General features: G+C 51.9%; 9 protein-coding genes. 6 read left to right on the forward strand and 3 right to left on the reverse strand.

Annotation, left to right across the window (positions count from 1 at the left end; translation table 11 throughout):
* Positions 1-19 precede the first annotated feature (19 nt).
* On the reverse strand, positions 20-1,063 hold the full coding sequence (locus U2F10_RS34280; RefSeq protein ID WP_499874664.1) for a TauD/TfdA family dioxygenase: 1,044 nt from the start codon (positions 1,061-1,063) through the stop codon (positions 20-22).
* A 4-nt stretch (positions 1,064-1,067) separates the two neighbouring features.
* Positions 1,068-2,579 carry a condensation domain-containing protein gene (locus U2F10_RS34285; protein ID WP_499874665.1) on the reverse strand — a complete coding sequence of 504 codons (1,512 nt, stop codon included), beginning with the start codon at positions 2,577-2,579 and terminating at the stop codon, positions 1,068-1,070.
* A gap of 315 nt (positions 2,580-2,894) precedes the next feature.
* On the opposite strand from U2F10_RS34285, the gene U2F10_RS34290 reads away from it, so the two are divergent.
* The 3 genes from U2F10_RS34290 to U2F10_RS34300 all read left to right on the forward strand — a co-directional run bounded on the left by U2F10_RS34290 (position 2,895) and on the right by U2F10_RS34300 (position 6,561).
* Positions 2,895-4,523, forward strand: coding sequence for a cyclic peptide export ABC transporter (locus tag U2F10_RS34290; RefSeq protein WP_163670526.1), 1,629 nt, complete (start codon positions 2,895-2,897; stop codon positions 4,521-4,523).
* 131 nt (positions 4,524-4,654) lie between these two features.
* The gene (locus U2F10_RS34295; RefSeq protein ID WP_163670524.1) at positions 4,655-5,596 is read left to right on the forward strand and encodes an ABC transporter substrate-binding protein; all 942 of its coding nucleotides are present in this window, start codon (positions 4,655-4,657) and stop codon (positions 5,594-5,596) included.
* On the forward strand, positions 5,596-6,561 hold the full coding sequence (locus U2F10_RS34300) for a ferredoxin family protein (RefSeq protein WP_163670522.1): 966 nt from the start codon (positions 5,596-5,598) through the stop codon (positions 6,559-6,561). Before U2F10_RS34295 ends, U2F10_RS34300 begins: the two co-directional genes overlap by 1 nt.
* Positions 6,562-6,728: 167 nt before the next feature.
* Here U2F10_RS34300 and U2F10_RS34305 read toward each other — a convergent pair whose 3' ends face one another.
* Entirely contained in the window at positions 6,729-9,308 is a 2,580-nt protein-coding gene (locus U2F10_RS34305) for a TonB-dependent receptor domain-containing protein (protein WP_163670520.1), read from the reverse strand.
* Between the two features lie 436 nt (positions 9,309-9,744).
* Here U2F10_RS34305 and U2F10_RS34310 point away from each other — a divergent pair, with 436 nt between their 5' ends.
* From U2F10_RS34310 to U2F10_RS34320, 3 genes are all read left to right on the forward strand, one after another.
* Positions 9,745-11,478, forward strand: a complete 1,734-nt coding sequence (locus U2F10_RS34310; RefSeq protein WP_163670518.1) for a fatty acyl-AMP ligase — start codon at positions 9,745-9,747, stop codon at positions 11,476-11,478.
* Positions 11,479-11,508: 30 nt separating this feature from the next.
* Positions 11,509-11,811: an acyl carrier protein gene (locus U2F10_RS34315; RefSeq protein ID WP_163670517.1), complete on the forward strand. Its 303-nt coding sequence runs from the start codon at positions 11,509-11,511 to the stop codon at positions 11,809-11,811.
* 233 nt (positions 11,812-12,044) lie between these two features.
* Positions 12,045-18,098 carry an aminotransferase class III-fold pyridoxal phosphate-dependent enzyme gene (locus U2F10_RS34320; protein WP_499874667.1) on the forward strand — a complete coding sequence of 2,018 codons (6,054 nt, stop codon included), beginning with the start codon at positions 12,045-12,047 and terminating at the stop codon, positions 18,096-18,098.
* Positions 18,099-18,206 lie beyond the last annotated feature (108 nt).

Raw genomic sequence — 18,206 nt, forward strand, 5'->3', positions numbered from 1 at the left:
GGAAACAAAAAACGAACAGTTAGTCAGCGACCCCTGCAAGGTTTTGGTGAGGTTGGGCCATGCCCACCAACACCTTGCGAGGGCCACTATAGGGAGTACGTCCGTGGGCCGCCAACATGTTGTCGAGCAGCAACACATCCCCTTGTTGCCAGGGAAACATCACCGTATGGGCCTGGTAGGCCGCGCGAATAATGGCGACATCGGCCTCATCCAGGGCCGAACCATCGCCGTAGTATGCGTTGCGTGGTAAATCTGCTTCGGCGATATCAGCTAACAACCCTTCACGCACCGCTGGCTCCAGGTTAGAAATATGAAATAAATGGGCTTGATTAAACCAAACCCAGTCTCCGGTGTGGGGATGACGGGCCACCGCATGACAGATCTGCTGGGTGCGGAGACGGTTGCCGTTGCCCCAACTCCAGGTCATGCCGTTGGCCTGACAAAACGCTTCCACCGCCGCCGGATCGTCCGTTTGAAATACGGTTTGCCAGGGCAAATCGAGGGAGCCACCATAGTTACGCACATAGAGGATTTGTTGTTCTTGCCAGCGCGATCGCAAATCTGTTGGCAGGGCCTGATAGACCTGACGGCTGTCGGCAATGGGCGTCATCCCCCCCGAGACAGCAGGCTGGACACAGAGAAACGCAATTTTGAGGGGCCACTGACGGCTATAGGCCATTTCGTTGTGCAACGGAATGGTCTGGCTGGCCGGATATTCTGTTGAGGTATACACCTTGCCACTCACCTGAGTGCGTGGCGTAGAGCGGTAGGCGTAGTCCAACAGATTGTCACTGAGCACGTTCAAAAACTGTTCTAACCCCAGGGTATCTGCGCTGTCAAAACCACGAAATAACAGTCCACCATGGTGATGGAGTTTAGTCTCAATCCAATCTCGCTGGGTCTCAGCCCAGGCAGCCAAGTTGAGGGAACCCTGGGTGGGTCGCACCACCAGCGGTAGCCGCCGGTCGGCAGCCAAGGTCTGAGCTGTAATTAAAGATTCCGAAGAGACCTGAACCGAGCGGCGACGAATGCCAGTCAACCGCTGACGAGAAGAAAAAGTCATAGGGCTAGGAAGTAAAGGATTGACGGCGGGTGCCTCTAAGCTTTTGCCGCTGGGTCGATAACAGCGCTCGTTTTTGTTCCAGCATTTTTTGCTGCTGTCGCTGTTGTAAATGTTGGACCAGGTCTGCAATTGACTGGTCGGGATCGCGGGCAATGTCGGTCAGGAGATCTTCATAGCCACGGGCTAGCCGAGCCACTGTAGCCGATTCAAAGAGATCGGTGCTGTACTCCAATGCCCCCTGTAATCCCTGGGGACTTTTCCATAGACCTAGCTTCAGGTCATGCTTAGCGGTGCCCAAGTCAATCTCAATCGGTTCTAGGGTCAGCCCCGGAAACGACACCGTGGTGACTGGATCGTCCTGGAGATAAAACCAAACCTGATATAGCGGTGTTTGACTTAGATCCCGTTCGGGTTGAAGTTCATCCACCAGTTTTTCAAAGGGTAAATCCTGATGGGCATAGGCATTGACTGCCTGGTCGCGCACTCGCTGTAGCCATTGACAAAAGGACAGCTTGTCGTCGATTTCGGCACCCAGTACCAGCGTATTGGTAAAAAAGCCAATCAGGTTAGCCACTTCCGGGCGATCTCGGTTAGCAATGGGGGTACCCACTCGAATTGTGGCCTGCTGGGCATAGTCATATAGCAATACCTGAAAGGCGGCCAGGGTGGTCATAAACAGAGTGGCATTTGTCTGCTGGCTCAGCGTTTGCAGCTGGGCTGTGAGTTCTGGCGATATCCCTAGGGAATGTCGGTGGCCGCGGTGGCTGCGCACGGCAGGGCGGGGAAAGTCGGTGGGTAGGCTGGGCAACACCGGCGGAGAGAGTTGAGTCCGCCAGTAGTGAAACTGTTTTTCTAAAATGTCTCCCTGCAAAAACTGTCGCTGCCAGACGGCAAAATCAGCATATTGAATGGGCATAGGGGAGAGCTGAGCCTGTTGCCCCCGTTGATGGGCATTGTACAGAATGGCTAACTCCCGGATTAACACTTCCATGGACCAGCCGTCAGAAATAATGTGGTGCAGCGTGAGCAGTAGTACGTGGGTCTCGGTCTCTAATTGGATCAGATGAGAGCGCACCAATCCATCTTGCTCTAAATCAAAGGGCTGTTGCACCAGCTTAAGCGCCTGGGATTGAATGGCCGCTGCTTGGTCCGCTGATGGTAAATCTCGCCAGTCTAACTGGGTCAACGAGACAGCCCCCGTGGGCTGAATGCGCTGATAGGGTTGACCATCCACCAGCACAAAACGCGTCCTTAAGGATTCATGACGCTGCACCAAATCCTGCCAGGCGTGCTGTAATGCGGCTACATCCAAGTCACCCCGCAGCCGCACCGTGGCCATCATTGTGTAGGCCGGATTACCCGGTTGCAGCTGGTCCAGAAACCACAGCCGCTGTTGGGCAAAAGATAGCGGGAACGTATTGGGATGTTGAAGGTGAGATCGCAACAGGACTGCCAACTGCGATCGCTTTTCCCCATTGGATAGCTGGGCAATTGCTGGCCGAAGGGTAGAAACCATAACGAAGCCATAACTTTTAAAAGAACAGTTCTCGATAATATCGAGGCAAAAAAACATAAATCAGATATGTGGACAGAGCCAATAAACTCGAAAGCCCTCTAACCTGATTTCACCAAAAAACTTTCAATGCACTTTCTAAAAAGAATGTTCGCAAACAGACACCAATAAATTATAAGATCTGAAGCGAAACAACTTTGTGACGTGAGTCCTCAACCGATTCGAATATTTCCACCAAGTAAATAGAAAACCATGCAATAGCAGGCTAGTCTTAAACAAGAATCTTTGTCAATAGAATTATCTTACACGCCATCTGCTATGAATCTTATTTCACTGTTGTTGCGCACATCTCCTATGGCAATGGTCATAGCTATCGTGGCTGGGGGGGTAAGTGGTGGTGGCAGTGCTCGTCTAGTGGCCCTGGTTAACGAAGTTATAGCGGGTCGTCAAGCAACAACGGCATCCTTTTTTTTGGGCTTTTTAGGGCTACTGGCCATTGTTTTGGTGGCCGGCTATCTATCACAGCTACTCTTGATTCGCCTGGGTCAGGGGGCTCTGCTGCACCTGCGGCTGATGCTAGCCCGCCAGCTGCTAGACTGCCCGTTACGTCAGCTCGAAGATCTAGGCAGCCATCGTCTATTTGCCTCGCTCACAGCAGATGTTGAAACCATTGCCTCGGCATTCACAGTGGTGCCTTTTCTCTGTATCGACTTAGCCATCGTGGGCGGTTCTCTGCTGTATTTGGGCTGGCTATCGGTACCGTTGCTACTAATTATGGTTGCATTTTTGCTCTTAGCAACCGTCACTTATCAGCTGATTGCCCGACGCGCTCGACGCTTTTTGGTCAAGGCCCGTAACGAACAAGACCGATTATTCAAACACCTGCGCGGCCTGATTCACGGCATGAAAGAACTCAAACTGCACCAGCAGCGACGACAGGTTTTTCTAACCGATGAATTGCAACAGACAGCCACCACATATCGCCGTTTTACCGTCTGGGGCATGGGCATCTTTGCCGGAGCCGCTAGCTGGGGGCAGCTAATTTTCTTTGCCGTTATTAGCGTCTTTTTGTTTGTTATCCCCCAGTTCAGCGCCCTGGATATGACGCTGTTCTCTAGCTACGTGTTGACCGTTATTTATCTCAACGGTCCCCTCGAAAATTTAATGCGACGCCTGCCAATTCTGAGCCGAGCCAGTGTGGCCCTAGACAAAGTAGAGTCCTTTGGTTTTATGCTTAACCAGTTTCCAGAACTTCCTAGTATAGAGTCCCTATCTCCATCGTGGCAGCATCTGGAACTGAAAAACGTAGTCCATCACTATGACCGGGGAGCCGATACGACTCCATTCACCGTAGGCCCCATCAACCTGGCATTCAAACGACCAGAAGTGGTGTTTCTCATTGGTGGCAATGGCAGTGGTAAATCCACACTGGCAAAGCTGATTACGGGTCTATATCCTCCGAGTTCAGGCCAGATTATCCTGGATGGCAACCGGATTACTGATGCCAATCGAGAAGCCTACCGACAACAGTTTTCCGCGATTTTCGCTGATTTTTATCTGTTTGACCGCCTCCTGGCCCTGGACAACCCCCAACAGATTGAACAAGCCAACGCCTATTTGCAGGCCTTGCAGCTCGCTCACAAAGTTCACATCCAGGATGGCAAGCTGTCCGACATCGATCTCTCCCAGGGGCAACGCAAACGCCTGGCACTCCTGACCACCTATCTAGAAGATCGGCCCGTGTACCTGTTTGATGAATGGGCTGCCGATCAGGACCCCCATTTTAAGACCGTGTTCTATACCCAAATTTTGCCTGAACTCAAGCGCCAACAAAAGCTAGTCTTAGCCATTACCCACGATGATAAATATTTTCATCTAGCTGATCGTATACTCAAGTTAGAGAGCGGTCAGTTAGCCGATAGTTCAATGGCAAAAGTCCTTTCATAAAAGGGTTATGGTAAATTCATCCAGGAACGGAAGATAGTTTAATTATTGCAATACTTTCTCATTTAAACTATCTTGACTTTTTATGGGTCTAGACCGACTTAGGAGTTAAAGCAAAACCAATGTTGGAGGAGATGCGCTATATCAAAAGGCTGCTACCAGCCATCATCGCGTTGGTGCTAGTTGTTGCCTGTGGTGGGTCATCCCCCACAACTCAGCTGGTCATCCCAGAGCAGGGACACGCTGTCGAAACCGCATTAGGTGAGGTGATTGTTCCCCAATCACCCCAGCGGGTGGTAGTGCTGTCTCAGAATGCGCTTGATAACAGTCTGGCCCTGGGGATTAAGCCCATTGCCTCTACCTATTCAGGATTTCCCCAGCGCTCCAACTACGGCAATTTTGCCAGCTATTTGGCAGATAAAAGCGACGGAATTGTCAATATCGGCCATTCATCTCAACCTAATTTTGAAGCTATCCTGGAGCTAAAGCCAGACCTGATTTTGAGTAATGTAGAGGACCACCGTACCTTCTATAATACGCTCTCCCAAATTGCCCCAACGGTACTGGTTGAGACCCGCGCCGATGCCATTACCACCTATGCTACGGCCTTGGGTAAACCAGAACAGGGGCAAGCACTGATTCAAGATTTTCAGGCTAGGGTTCAAGACTTTCGGCAACAGATGGGTGATCGCCTGGAAACCACTGAAGTTTCCGTGCTACGATTTCGCCCCGATCAGGTGCGCTTATATATGCGGAATTCATTTTGTGGCTACATTTTAGAGCAGGTGGGGCTGCCTCGCCCACCGTCTCAGGCCAAGGCAAAATTTTACGAAACGGTTAGCCTCGAAGCCATTCCCGCTATGGATGGGGATGTTATTTTTTACTTTCAAGACAATCCTCAAAACTCCATGGCTCAAAAGGTCACTCGCCATCCCCTCTGGCAACAGCTTGGGGCAGTACAACAAGAGAAAGTATATCCAGTATCCTTTGATACTTGGTTTTTGGGAAATGGGATTTTGGCAGCTAACGCGTTGTTAGATGATTTGTTCAAATACTTAGTTGATACCCCAGTGTGATGTCATCCCAATCCATTACCACTTGCCCCGACATCGATCTCTGTGCTGTGTTTTCTAAGCACAGCGGTGAAGATCCGATCGGATCAGCCCCGGAGTGCGATCGCTACCTCATTGTTGAGGTGCCCATGCCCTGGGGACGTAATGTGCTACAGAGTAAAAATTTTCCAGCAGCCTTACTACCACTGCTATTACAAGCAGCGGCCCGCAGCACCAAGGGGCGTTGTCTAGCAATTGCTCCAGAGCCACGCTACCATCGGCCAGGCTACCGCCGCATTATTTACTTTCAGCGCCCTGCAGAACAGTTTTCTGTCTACGATAAGCAAGAGTTTTGGCTACCTGAGCATCTTGTGGTGCCACTGGTCAACGCCCTATCTACACCGGCCAAACTTAAAGCTTTTGAGGCCTATCGCCAGCCAGCTACAACGCGAGACTTTCTAGTTTGCGCCCATGCCGAGTTAGATATCTGCTGTGGTCGCTTTAGCCGACCCATTTATGAAAGGCTTAATACCTATGCTCAAAAAGATACCGTCCGTATCTGGCGCACCAGCCATATCAGCAGCCATAGACTGGCCCCCACCCTAATTGACTTTCCCGAAGGCCGCTATTGGGGACATTTAGAACCCGATACATCTCACCATTTGGCACAACGCAACAGATCTGTGACCGATTTAAGATCCTACTACCGAGGCTGGGCTGGGCTGCCACCCCTGGCCCAGATCGTAGAGCGAGAGATTTTTATGGAGAGAGGCTGGGACTGGTGTACCTACCGTCAGTCAGGCTGGGTATCTGCCATAGATGAGGCCCGTTCTCAGGTGCAAATTGACTTTACTAGCCCGGATGGAGAAACAGGCTGTTACCGCGCCACCGTAACAGTCAATGGCACCGTGATGACGTTACACAATTCGGGCAAAGGTGATTTCAGTCCAGTTAAGCAATACAAAATTAGCAACTTAGAACAACTGTAATGCCCGTCTACCCTGTATTTAGCCATGTCACCATTGACGCGTACTGACGGCGACTTTTGATCAGGATTCTGACCTTGGCGTAGTTTGGAAACACCAACGTACGCCAAGGCCAAAACCAATTTTCAGTAAGCGTTAGGAGTTTAGCTAATGCTGTTAAACCCTTGTTGTTACCATTCCATCAAATACATAAGACGTATGGTTCGGCCTCGACCTCCGACATAGTTACGATCGTCAAACCCCGACAAAAATTGAGCTGTAGCTGGATAGTATTGGATGTCAAAGATATTCTCAACACCCAGTTGCAACCTGCCTGAGCCAATATCCACACTACTGATAAAGTCAATCGTGGTATAGCTCTCAATCGATAAGGGCTCAATGCCTTCATCAGCGGCTCGACTACGACCGCCTACGATCAAGGCCTGTAGACGATTAGTCCAGCCAGGTAGGGTTTCATTTTCCACATAAGCGGTAAATTTAATCGGAGAAATTTCGCCACTATTCAAGGGGTCAAAATCATCATCTCGATCCACATCATTTTCACCTTCAGACCAACCAACCGTACCGCCAATGCCCCAGGTGTCTGCTGGTTGCCAATCCACTGTGGCTTCTACACCATATATCCGCTGAGGGGCACGCTGAATAGTCAGCAAACCATCTTCGTTGGGCACCAGACTTGAACCCAGGTCTGATGTGTTGTAAAAACCGCTGAGGCTCGTTTGAATCGATGGCCAATTACCGCGCACACCAATTTCATATTCAGTAACTTTGATCGGTTGAGTAATATCCAAATCGTCCTCAATACTAGTAAAGCCAGGGGGGGGCAAGCGTAAGACTCGACTAAACTCAGGCACACTGAAGCTCTGGGCAAAGCTGGCAAAGAGTGAAACCTCGTCAACAGGCTGATAAACCGTACTAGCGTTAAAAACAACGTCATCAAAGTTGCGATTGCCACCTTCAATATTGCGACTGCCAGTGACTGAAAAATAGTCATCCACGTCAAGGTTGATATTTTCATAACGCACCCCACCCCGCAGCAGCCACGATTCACTGGGCTCCCAATCAAGCTGAGTGAAAAGACCCAGACTATTCACCCGATAAGGGGGGGTAAAGTCAAATTCTTGGAGCGGGGTTAGTCGCTGCTCATTGTCAAATGTTGTTGCATCAAACTGGGCCGTAATCTGTTGATTTTTCTGATTTTCATAGTCTGCACCCCACAGTAGGTTAAGGGTTTCATTCCTGGTTAAAGGGGTTTCAACCTGTAGTCGCCCGCCCCAGCGTTCGGCCTCAAGACGTGATTGAAACAGAAAGGGAAAGAAATCGATGCCGAGACGACCATCAGCAAATTCACCACGGGCGAGCGTATTTTGGTAATACAATTGTCCTCGCAATTCGCTACCCCATAGATCATCATGGGAATAGCTCAAGTTTGTGACCAGGCTCCGATCTGTTGGATTATTTTCTCGTTCAAAACCAGGGATCTTCAAGGCCCGAGCAGTTTGTCGACCAGGAATAAGGAGGGTTTCGGGACTAGCAATAAACTCCGTATCTCGCTGGGAATTAAAGTAGTTAATTGTGAAATCGAATTGCTCTTGGTCGCTGGGCTCATAGTTAAATTTGCCCAACAGGTTGTAGCTGGTGGTATCGCTCAGACTCGACTCTGAAACGTTACGATTACCGTCAGCATCGAAAAAGCTACCGGTTTCGTCACGGGATAGGATCAATCTATAGGCGGAGCGTTCAAATCCTTCTGAAATATTGATAGCAAAATTAGTGCCAAAGCCATCGTCCTCTAGGTCACCTAATGATGCGCTACCGCCAACCCGAGTTTCCAGAATCGCTTGACCATCTTCGGGACGACGGGTGATGATGTTGATGACGCCACCGGTACTTTGGCCACCAAAAATGGCGCTGGGGCCACGAATCACCTCGACTCGCTCAATGGCAGAGGGGTCAATACTACGCAGTTCTTGGCGATTAACCCGAAAGTTAGTGGACAGCGGGACACCGTCAATTAAGATGGCAGCTTCTCGACCTCGAAGGGTTTGCCCACGGGTGGTGCGTAACTGGTTCGGGGGGCCAAATCCTGGCACTAAATTGCCTAACGTATCAGCAAGATCGTTGGAGAGAATAGACTGTTGTTCGATTTGTTCTCGCTCAATGACGGTGATGGAACGTCCGATGTCGTCTATGGACTCTTCGGTACGGGTGGCCGTAACAACTAAGCGCAGGGGAGCTGCGTCTTCCAGTCCCTCTGCCGATTCATCAGTGGGTCCAGGGGGATCGCCAGAGGGATCGGTGGTTACGGGCTCGCCATCGGGGGACGCTGGGTCAGTGACGACGGTGCTGACGGCGAAAATTAGACCTCCAGGCTGCTGATCAATTTCAACGGCTGGGGCAGTATCTTGCCCGACAATCGTTACCTGAATACGGTTGGTGGCCAGGGATTTAACCGTAATTGATTCGATCCCCGTAGCCGGATTGTCTTGCTGAAAGGTATCCCCCTCGGAGGTTTGAAGTTGGGCGTCAACAACATCGACAACAATTGTGTTGTCGCCACTGCGATTGATAAAGGTTTGTAGGGGGGCCTCAGTGGGAGATTCAAGGGTGAGTGACAACCCTGTGTCAGTTTGGGTCAGCTGTACAGCAGTAATTATGGACGTCTGTGCATAGACAGGTTGCGCGATCGCAACCGTAATCGCACTTGCGATCCCAAGCGTACAGGTTCCTAAAGACAATTTCATCATCATTCCTCACACACAAATAATGGGGCCCTAAGCCAAGTAACTGGGGCCTAAACTCGCGGGTCTCAGACATCGCTGTTGCCACGCTAAAGCTAAATATTGTCAATTAAGAGACCAAAAAATGGATTTTTAATGAGAATATTATCAAAAACCTAAAGGGCAAAACACTCCCTTGTCAAGCTCATCATGGACGTCAAGAAAATAATTAAAACCATTGATTTGCATAGAGTAACTGCATTGACTATCTAACTTCTTGCGAATGAGAGCTGAGTCATCTATACTCACTATTGCGAAATGGTATCAATTAATAAGTTTGAGTTTTAATCTCATTCGCAAATGTATTGCCTCCGCAATTCGCAAATGTATTGCCTCCGGCACTCCGGTTCGCTCCCGTTTACCTCAACCTGTTGGGTCCGTCTACCTCATCTATTAGCCCTACTCCATGCCCCATCTGACCTTTAACTGTCTCCAGGGTGTTAGCCCAGGTTTGACCTGGGTTGATCTCCTTAGGGAGAGAGCGGCACAACAGCCCTCTCGAATTGCCTTCCAAATGTGGAATGACGGTGTAGTGTCGTCTGAACAATTAACCTATGGCGATTTAGACTGCCGCAGTCGAGCGATCGCCGCCCAGATGCAGCGATTAAATCTCCAGGGAGAGCGCGTACTCCTGCTCTGTCCCCCTGGATTAGACTATGTTTTGGCATTTTGTGCCTGTTTGTATGCGGGTGCGATCGCTGTGCCGATACAGCCACCTCGCCCCAAGCAGTCCCTAGAGCGATTTCAAGGTGTTGCTGCTGATACGCAAGCTGCGCTGATTTTGACAACGTCTGCTCAGCAGTTCCAACCTAGACCCCTGTCGAACATTCCCACGCTTCAGCTAGATTCTGTTCTTGCTACAGCGGCAACAGCCTGGCAGTCCCCCAACATTGATCCTGAAGCAATCGCCTTCTTGCAATACACTTCGGGCTCTACCGCTGCACCGAAGGGGGTAAAAATTAGCCATCGTAATCTCATCCATAACGTTGCTGCCATTAGCCATAAGTTTGAGTTAAACAACCGTAGCGAGGGAGTGTGCTGGCTACCGCCGTATCACGATATGGGACTGATCGGCGGCATTCTCACATCTCTATACCAAGGATTGACCACCACACTGATGTCGCCCGTGGACTTTTTACAACGTCCCCTGCGCTGGTTACAGGCTATTTCCCGCACCCAAGCAACCATCAGTGGCGGTCCCAATTTTGCCTATGACCGTTGTGTAGAACGGTTCAAGCCAGAACAATGCGTGGGACTGGACTTAAGTCATTGGTCAGTGGCCTTTACGGGGGCGGAACCAATCCGGATGGCCACCCTTGAGCGCTTTGCTGCAACATTTGCCGATTATGGGTTTTGCCCTGAGGCATTCTATCCCTGCTATGGCATGGCCGAGGCGACGTTAATGATCACCGGTGGCGATCGCACCAGTGCCCCCAAACAATTAACCGTAGATGAGAAAAAACTAGCGGACCATCGCATTCAGCCTGCCGACCAGGGACGCTTGCTAGTGGGCTGTGGACAGGTGATTGACTCAGGTCAGCTGATAATTGTTAATCCCCAAACCCTGACGCGGTGCCAACCCAACGAAGTTGGAGAAATTTGGGTGACTAGCCCCAGCGTCGCCCAGGGCTATTGGCAGCAGCCACAGCTAAGCCAAGAAACCTTTCATGCCCACCTGGCTGACCCTGGGGCTGGACCGTTCCTACGCACAGGGGATTTGGGCTGTCTGCAAAATGGAGAGCTGTTTGTGACCGGGAGGATAAAGGAAGTCATGATTATCCACGGTCGCAATCACTATGCCAGCGATGTGGAAGCCACCGTGGCTGCTAGCCATCCGGCTTTTCGGACCACATGGGGAGCCGCGTTTACCGTGGATCGACATGAACAAACTCAGTTGGTTGTTGTACAAGAAGTCGGACGGGTGTGGCTGCGGCGATTAGAGCCTAAGCCCATCATCCGAGCCATTAAGCAAACCGTGAGCCAGGTTCATGGCCTGCGGGTGGAAACCATCGTGCTCGTTAAGCCTGGAAGTATTCCTAAAACCTCCAGCGGCAAGATTCAACGTTCTCGCTGTCGTTCACAATTTTTGGCTGGGCAGCTGCATCCCATTCCCATGGCCCAACCTGCAAACACTCGTTAATTGTGAGCAACTGTGAGCAAGGCTTCTCCTATGAATTCATCCGTTAACCCGCAACCATCTGTTATGGACCAACCAACGATAGCAAACATTGAGGCTTGGCTGTCTGAGAGACTGGCAGAGTCTCTGGGCACCACAATTGAGGGCATTGATCCAGATGCGCCTTTTGACAGCTATGGACTCGATTCTACCGAAGTAATTGGGCTGTCAGGAGAACTTGAGGAGTGGTTGCAGCGACAGGTTTCACCCACATTGCTTTACGACTATCCCACGATTGCCACCCTGGCTGAACACTTAGGAGACCTGTCCTTAGAAACTGAGGGGCAAGAGAGCTAGTACTTTATGGCGTAAGTTTGTCCACCATCCAATGTGGATGAGTCGATGGGTGGATGGGTGGATGCAAGGGTGCCAAATTTTTGCCATCGGGTACTAGGTCTTTGGCATTCCTGGCGAGAACAGTCTGTTTAAGAGCGACATTTGGCCAAGCCGATGCCATGGATGATGGCTCTGGCCAGGCAGCAGTGAACCAATGACCATTTGTTAATCTGCACTGAGAGGCATTCTAAACGATGAACCCAATTGCGATTGTCGGTTTGGCCTGCCGGTTTCCGGGGGGCGACAATGCCGATAACTTTTGGCAGTTCCTGTGCCAGGGAGGTGATGCCATGACGTCAGCTGCACCCAGAGAACTGCCAGGGCTAGCCACCACCGGATGGGGGGGGTTCCTGTCCCATATCGATCAGTTTGATGCAGCGTTTTTTGGGATTTCCCCCCGTGAAGCGGCCTATCTCGATCCCCAACAGCGGCTGTTATTGGAAGTTTGTTGGGAGAGTTTAGAGCAGGCGGCTATTGCACCTCAATCCTTAGCGGGCAGCCGTACAGGGGTATTTGTTGGCATTAGTCACAGTGACTATGGTTATCTTTTGGGTCAACACCACAGCCCAGAGAGCGACGTGAGCCCCTACAGTGCCACTGGGACGGCGCTTTGTGTGGCCGCTAATAGAATCTCCTATGCCCTCAATTTAAAGGGGCCTAGTCTAGCCGTTGATACTGCCTGTTCATCGTCGCTGGTGGCCGTACACCTGGCAGGGCAAAGCCTGGCGGCTGGCGGCTGTGACTTAGCGCTGGTAGGGGGTGTGAATTTAATTCTCAGACCCGAGGTGACGGAGGTGTTTCAACAGGCCGGGATGATGGCCGTTGATGGCCACTGCAAGACGTTTGATGCTGCCGCCGATGGCTATGTGCGCTCAGAAGGGTGTGGCGTTGTGGTGTTGAAGCGACTGGCTGATGCTGAACAGGCGGGAGATCGGATCTTAGCGGTGGTACAGGGTTCAGCCGTTAATCAGGATGGGCTGAGTAACGGTCTAACCGCCCCCAACGGCCCTGCCCAACAGGCGGTTATTCGTCAGGCATTGACCCAGGCCCAGGTGCCTGCCGCCCATGTTAGCTACGTTGAAACCCATGGTACGGGGACACCCCTGGGGGATCCGATTGAAGTGAATGCGCTAAAAACGGTGCTAATGGCGGGTCGTTCCTCCCAACAGCCCTGTGCCCTAGGGGCGCTAAAGGCCAACGTCGGTCACATGGAAGCGGCGGCTGGCATTGCGAGTCTGATTAAGGTGGTACTAGCACTACAGCATCGCTACATTCCGGCCCATGGGCATTTACATCAACTCAATCCCCGCATCGACCTGACGGACACGCCGTTGTTTATTCCTCAGCAAGGTTGCCAGTGGCCGTCATCGGTTGGTGTGGATCGACCGATAGCGGGGGTGAGTGCCTTTAGCTTTGGGGGGACCAATGCCCATGTAATTGTGTCTGCGGCATCCAGCTCCCCGACGCCTGCCTCGACTTCTGTTGCTGCTCCCGCCTGGCACAGCCTGATGCTAACGGCTAAATCGGAGCCTGCTTTGACCGCCCTGGCGGGCCGCTATGCGGAGTTTTTGCAGGCCCATCCTGGGGTGAATCTGGCAGATGTCTGTTGGACAGCCCATATGGGGCGTTCTATCTTTTCTCATCGGGCGATAGTGGTGGCGGATTCGTTAGAGGGGATGAGATCGCACCTCACTGATATGGCCCAGGGTAAGCATTCGACCGCTGTGGCTATGGCAAAAGCTCCCCGTCGTCCCCAGCGAGACATTGCATTTTTGTTTACGGGGCAGGGGGCACAGTATGTCGGCATGGGACGACAACTCTATGACACACAGCCCGTGTTTCGACGCATCTTAGATGAGTGCGATGCTGCCTTGCAATCTGAGCTAGACCCGTCGCTCCTGACAGTATTGTTTGCGGAAACAGAAGAGCAGGCAAACAGACTGCACCAAACAGCGTATACCCAGCCCGCCCTATTCGCTTTGGAATATGCCCTTAGTGAACTGTGGCGGAGCTGGGGGATTGTCCCCACGGTTGTTCTAGGCCATAGCCTGGGAGAATATGCTGCTGCCTGTGCGGCGGGGTGCTTAAGCTGGACAGATGGGCTGCGGCTTGTGACCCTGCGTTCTCGTCTGATGCAACAGTTGCCGCTAGATGGCACCATGGCCGCTGTATTTGCTGCACCTGAACAACTACAGCCCTTAATGGAGACCTTAGATGGGGTGGAAATTGCTGTCATCAACGGACCCGACAACACCGTCATCTCTGGTAACAAAACGGCTGTGGACTCCGTCTTAAAAATTCTTGCTGATCAGGGAATTCGTACCCGCCCCCTACCTGTTTCTCACGCCTTTCATTCGACGTTAATGGAGCCAATGCTCGCGGAATTCGCAACATTTGCCCAAAACCTGACCTATGCATCCCCAAAAATCCCGCTAATTTCTAATTTGACGGGCCAGCCGTTAACAGCGGCCCCAGATGCCGATTACTGGTGTCAACAGCTGCGCCGACCGGTTCAGTTTGCCACTGGTTTAAAGACCTTGCTGGCCCAACGCCCTAATCTATGGCTTGAAATTGGGCCACAGCCCACGCTGCTAGGAATCGCACAGCGCAGTTTTTCTGGAGCTACCAAACCTTGGCTGCCCTCCCTGGTGCCGAAGCAAGATGACGAATGCGTGATGCTAAAAACCCTTAGTCAACTAGCTGTTCGAGGGTTTATCGTCGATTGGGCCGCTATCAATCAAACCCAGGGGCAGCGGATTGCCCTACCCACCTATCCTTTTCAACGCCAGTCCTATTGGTTTATGCCGACATCTCCCATACCACCTACCCCCACGGACACCGCCAAGGTCCTAGTACCGTCCAACCCCGTTGCCCAGGTACAGACAGAATTAAAAACGCTGGTGGCCAAGCTGCTAAAGATCTCGCCAGACGCTGTTGATTCGCAAGCGCCATTCCTGGAAATGGGCGCTGATTCTATCGTGCTGATTGAAGCTGTTCAGGCGATTGAAGCCCGATTTGGTGTAACGGTCACCATTCGGCAATTCTTTGAAGATCTACAGACTCTAGAGGCATTATCTAACTTTATTGCTCAGCAAACGGCAGATGGGACCAACCGTAGTTCCGCTCATAGTCCCAACCGTAGTACTGGGACGCCCGCAGCGACCGACTCTCCCCCACTCAACAACAGAGAACCACTCACTGTAACAACAGCGTTTTCAGACATGTCTGTGGGGACGAGTCCTGTGGTTGCTACCACGGGCTTAGAGCAGATTGTGTCACAACAGATGCAGCTAATGACACAACAGATTGAGCTGCTGCGTCATGCCCAGCAAGGCACCCAACTGCCAGCCACGGTCTCTCCAGCCACGGCCTCTCCAGCCACGGTCTCTCCAGCCACGGTCTCTCCGCCACGGCCCCCGCAACAACTGGCCCCGCAGCCTATCTCCTCTCCACCCCCCACAATAGCCCCCGCAGCTCATCAGTCCCTGACTGAATCACAGCAGCGTTATCTCCACACATTTATTCAGCGTTATACCCAGCGTACGGCTGAGTCAAAACGTCGTAAGCAGACTAGCCACCCCTATTTAGCCGATAGTCGTGCCTGTGCCGGATTTCGACCCTCCATTAAAGAGATGCTCTATCCCATTGTGGGTACCCGAGCTGAAGGGGCTCGACTGTGGGACGTGGATGGCAACGAATACATCGACATCACCATGGGGTTTGGAGTCTATCTATTTGGTCACCGCCCCGACTTTGTTCAGCAAGCGATCACAACCCAGTTGCAGCGCGGCATTCAAATCGGTCCCCAGGCAGAATTAGCGGGAGATGTGGCCAAACTCATCCATGACCTAACGGGCATGGAACGGGTCACCTTTACCCAGTCCGGCTCAGAGGCCGTGATGACGGCTCTACGGTTAGCCCGCACGGCCACGCAACGCCGTCTCATTGTCAGATTTGAGAACGCTTACCACGGTCACTTTGACGGAGTCCTGGCTAGATCAGCAGAAGATCATGCTGGCGTGCCCATCGCTCCCGGCACGCCCCCCGGCATGGTGGCGGATGTGCTGGTGCTACCCTACGGTGATCCTAGTGCACTTCAGGTGATTCAAAACCGGGCCTCTGAACTCGCCGCCGTCTTAGTAGAACCCGTGCAAAGCCGTCGCCCCGATTTACAACCACGAGACTTTCTGCAAGATCTACGTCGCATCACCCAGGACCATGGGGTGGCGCTCATCTTTGATGAGATTATTACGGGCTTTCGCATTCATCCCGGTGGAGCCCAAACCTGGTTTGGCGTGGAGGCCGACTTGGCCACCTATGGCAAAGTGTTGGGCGGCGGCATACCCATTGGCGTTGTTGCCGGTAAGGCCCAATACATGGACGGCATTGACGGTGGTCTCTGGCACTATGGCGATGACTCTTATCCAGGTGTGGAGCGTACTTTTTTTGCCGGAACATTTTGCAAACCCCCCCTGGCGATGGCCGCCGCTAAAGCTGTTCTGCTACACCTTCAGCAGCAGGGAGCAGACCTACAAAAACAGCTGAACCAGCGCACTGAGATATTTGCCCAGCGGCTAAATACATTCTTTAGCCAGGCCGAAGTGCCGATCGAGATCGTGCAGTTTGGTTCACTCTTTCGGTTTGCCTTTACTGGCAATTATGATTTGTTGTTTTATCACCTGATTGAGCAGGGAATTTATGTCTGGGAAGGACGTAACTGTTTTCTCTCCACCGCCCACACAGAGGCCGACATTGAACAAATCATCCAGGCGGTCCAAACAGCGGTGGCCCAAATGCAAAAGGGAGGCTTGCTGCCGGGAAAGTCATTGACGGCAGCTCAGGTACTGCCATTGACCGAAAGCCAGCAAGAGATTTGGCTATTAACGCAGCTCAATCCTGATGCCTCCCTTGCCTATACAGAATGTGTCTGGTTAGAGTTGCGGGGGCCATTGCATGAGTCGGCGCTACGCCAGAGCCTGCAACAGCTGATTGACCGCCATGACGCGCTACGAACTGGAATTGTCTCCACCGGCACAACCCAGCAAGTAGTCCCCAGTCTGACATTCACCTTGCCGTTCATTGACTTGAGTGCCCTCAGCTCCGAGAAAAAGACTCTCGAAGTTCAGCATTGGCTACAGCGAGAACAACACCACGTTTTTGACCTCACCCAGCCGCCCCTACTGCGCATGCAGGCTCTGAAATTGGCGGAACAACACCATGGTTTGGTACTTACCGTCCATCACATTGTCGTAGATGGCTGGTCCACTCAGATTTTACTCGAAGAGCTGAGTCAGCTATATAACATGGCCGTTGGGGATAACATTCAACCACTGCCGTCCCCAGGTTCCTATCGAGACTATGTCCAACAAGTCAGCCAGGCCGCCGATGCGGCCTACTGGCAACAGCAACCCCTGCCCCAATGGCAGCTATTGACCGACAGCGAGTCGATGGGGTCACCCGATTACCACAGCACCTCCCAATCATGGCAGCTATCTGCTGAGCGCTATCGACAGTTTCAAGTTTGGAGCCAGAAACACGGTTGCACTCCCTTTATGACATTGTTGGCGGCCTTTTGTTTACTGCTACATCGCTGGAGTCAAACAACAGAATTAGCGGTGGGTATTTCTGTGGCTGGCCAGGGACAACCCGGCTGGTCGCGGCTAGTGGCTCACTGTGTGAATGTGTTGCCAGTGTATAGCCAGCTTCGCCCGGAGCAATCACTGACCGATTATCTGCATACAATTCGGACGACATTGTTAGAGTGCTACGACCATACCGACTATTCTTTAAGCCAGTGGGCGCGCTGGGCAAAAAACAACCGAGCAGAAACATCGGCTAGATCCGCCGATCCGCTACAGCCAATTGTGCCCGCGTTCTTTAACCTAGACCCATCGTTAACCACTCCTGATTTTCAAGGATTGGCCGTAGAAGCAGTGCCCCCATCCCCAGTGTATGGACGGTGGAACCTGACTTGGCACCTGAGCGAGGCTGAAAACGGCCTTCATTTAACAACGGTCTACCGCAGTGCTCTGTTTGAAGACACAACTATCGCCGGTTGGATAGCGGCCTATGACAGGCTATTAAACCTGATGATGGAATCTCCGCAAGCAACGCTGGAAGAGATCCATCAGACGTTGGACGATTTTTTAACAACCCAGACTCAGCGCCTACAGACAACGCTCGTCCAGCAAAACCGTCTAAAACTGGAAGCCACACGCCGTTCTCAAGGGATCAAAAGGATGAATTGAGCCGGCTGAGCCCATAGATGGCCTAATACGTCTATGACAACAGAATCCTCTGAAGGCTAAAACAATTTCATTTTACTAGTCTCTGCCGTGGCTTGCATCGTGGCAGAG

The organism is Leptothoe sp. EHU-05/26/07-4, from assembly GCF_043421015.1.
Lineage (GTDB): Bacteria > Cyanobacteriota > Cyanobacteriia > Phormidesmidales > Phormidesmidaceae > Leptothoe > Leptothoe turfae.

What these genes read in the sequence shown, in the direction of transcription:
- U2F10_RS34295 (WP_163670524.1), top strand. Translation starts at nt 4,655, where the DNA reads ATGCGCTATATCAAAAGGCTGCTACCAGCCATCATCGCGTTGGTGCTA.
- U2F10_RS34305 (WP_163670520.1), bottom strand. Translation starts at nt 9,308, where the DNA reads ATGATGATGAAATTGTCTTTAGGAACCTGTACGCTTGGGATCGCAAGT.
- U2F10_RS34320 (WP_499874667.1), top strand. Translation starts at nt 12,045, where the DNA reads ATGAACCCAATTGCGATTGTCGGTTTGGCCTGCCGGTTTCCGGGGGGC.
- U2F10_RS34285 (WP_499874665.1), bottom strand. Translation starts at nt 2,579, where the DNA reads ATGGTTTCTACCCTTCGGCCAGCAATTGCCCAGCTATCCAATGGGGAA.
- U2F10_RS34310 (WP_163670518.1), top strand. Translation starts at nt 9,745, where the DNA reads ATGCCCCATCTGACCTTTAACTGTCTCCAGGGTGTTAGCCCAGGTTTG.
- U2F10_RS34300 (WP_163670522.1), top strand. Translation starts at nt 5,596, where the DNA reads ATGTCATCCCAATCCATTACCACTTGCCCCGACATCGATCTCTGTGCT.
- U2F10_RS34315 (WP_163670517.1), top strand. Translation starts at nt 11,509, where the DNA reads ATGAATTCATCCGTTAACCCGCAACCATCTGTTATGGACCAACCAACG.
- U2F10_RS34290 (WP_163670526.1), top strand. Translation starts at nt 2,895, where the DNA reads ATGAATCTTATTTCACTGTTGTTGCGCACATCTCCTATGGCAATGGTC.
- U2F10_RS34280 (WP_499874664.1), bottom strand. Translation starts at nt 1,063, where the DNA reads ATGACTTTTTCTTCTCGTCAGCGGTTGACTGGCATTCGTCGCCGCTCG.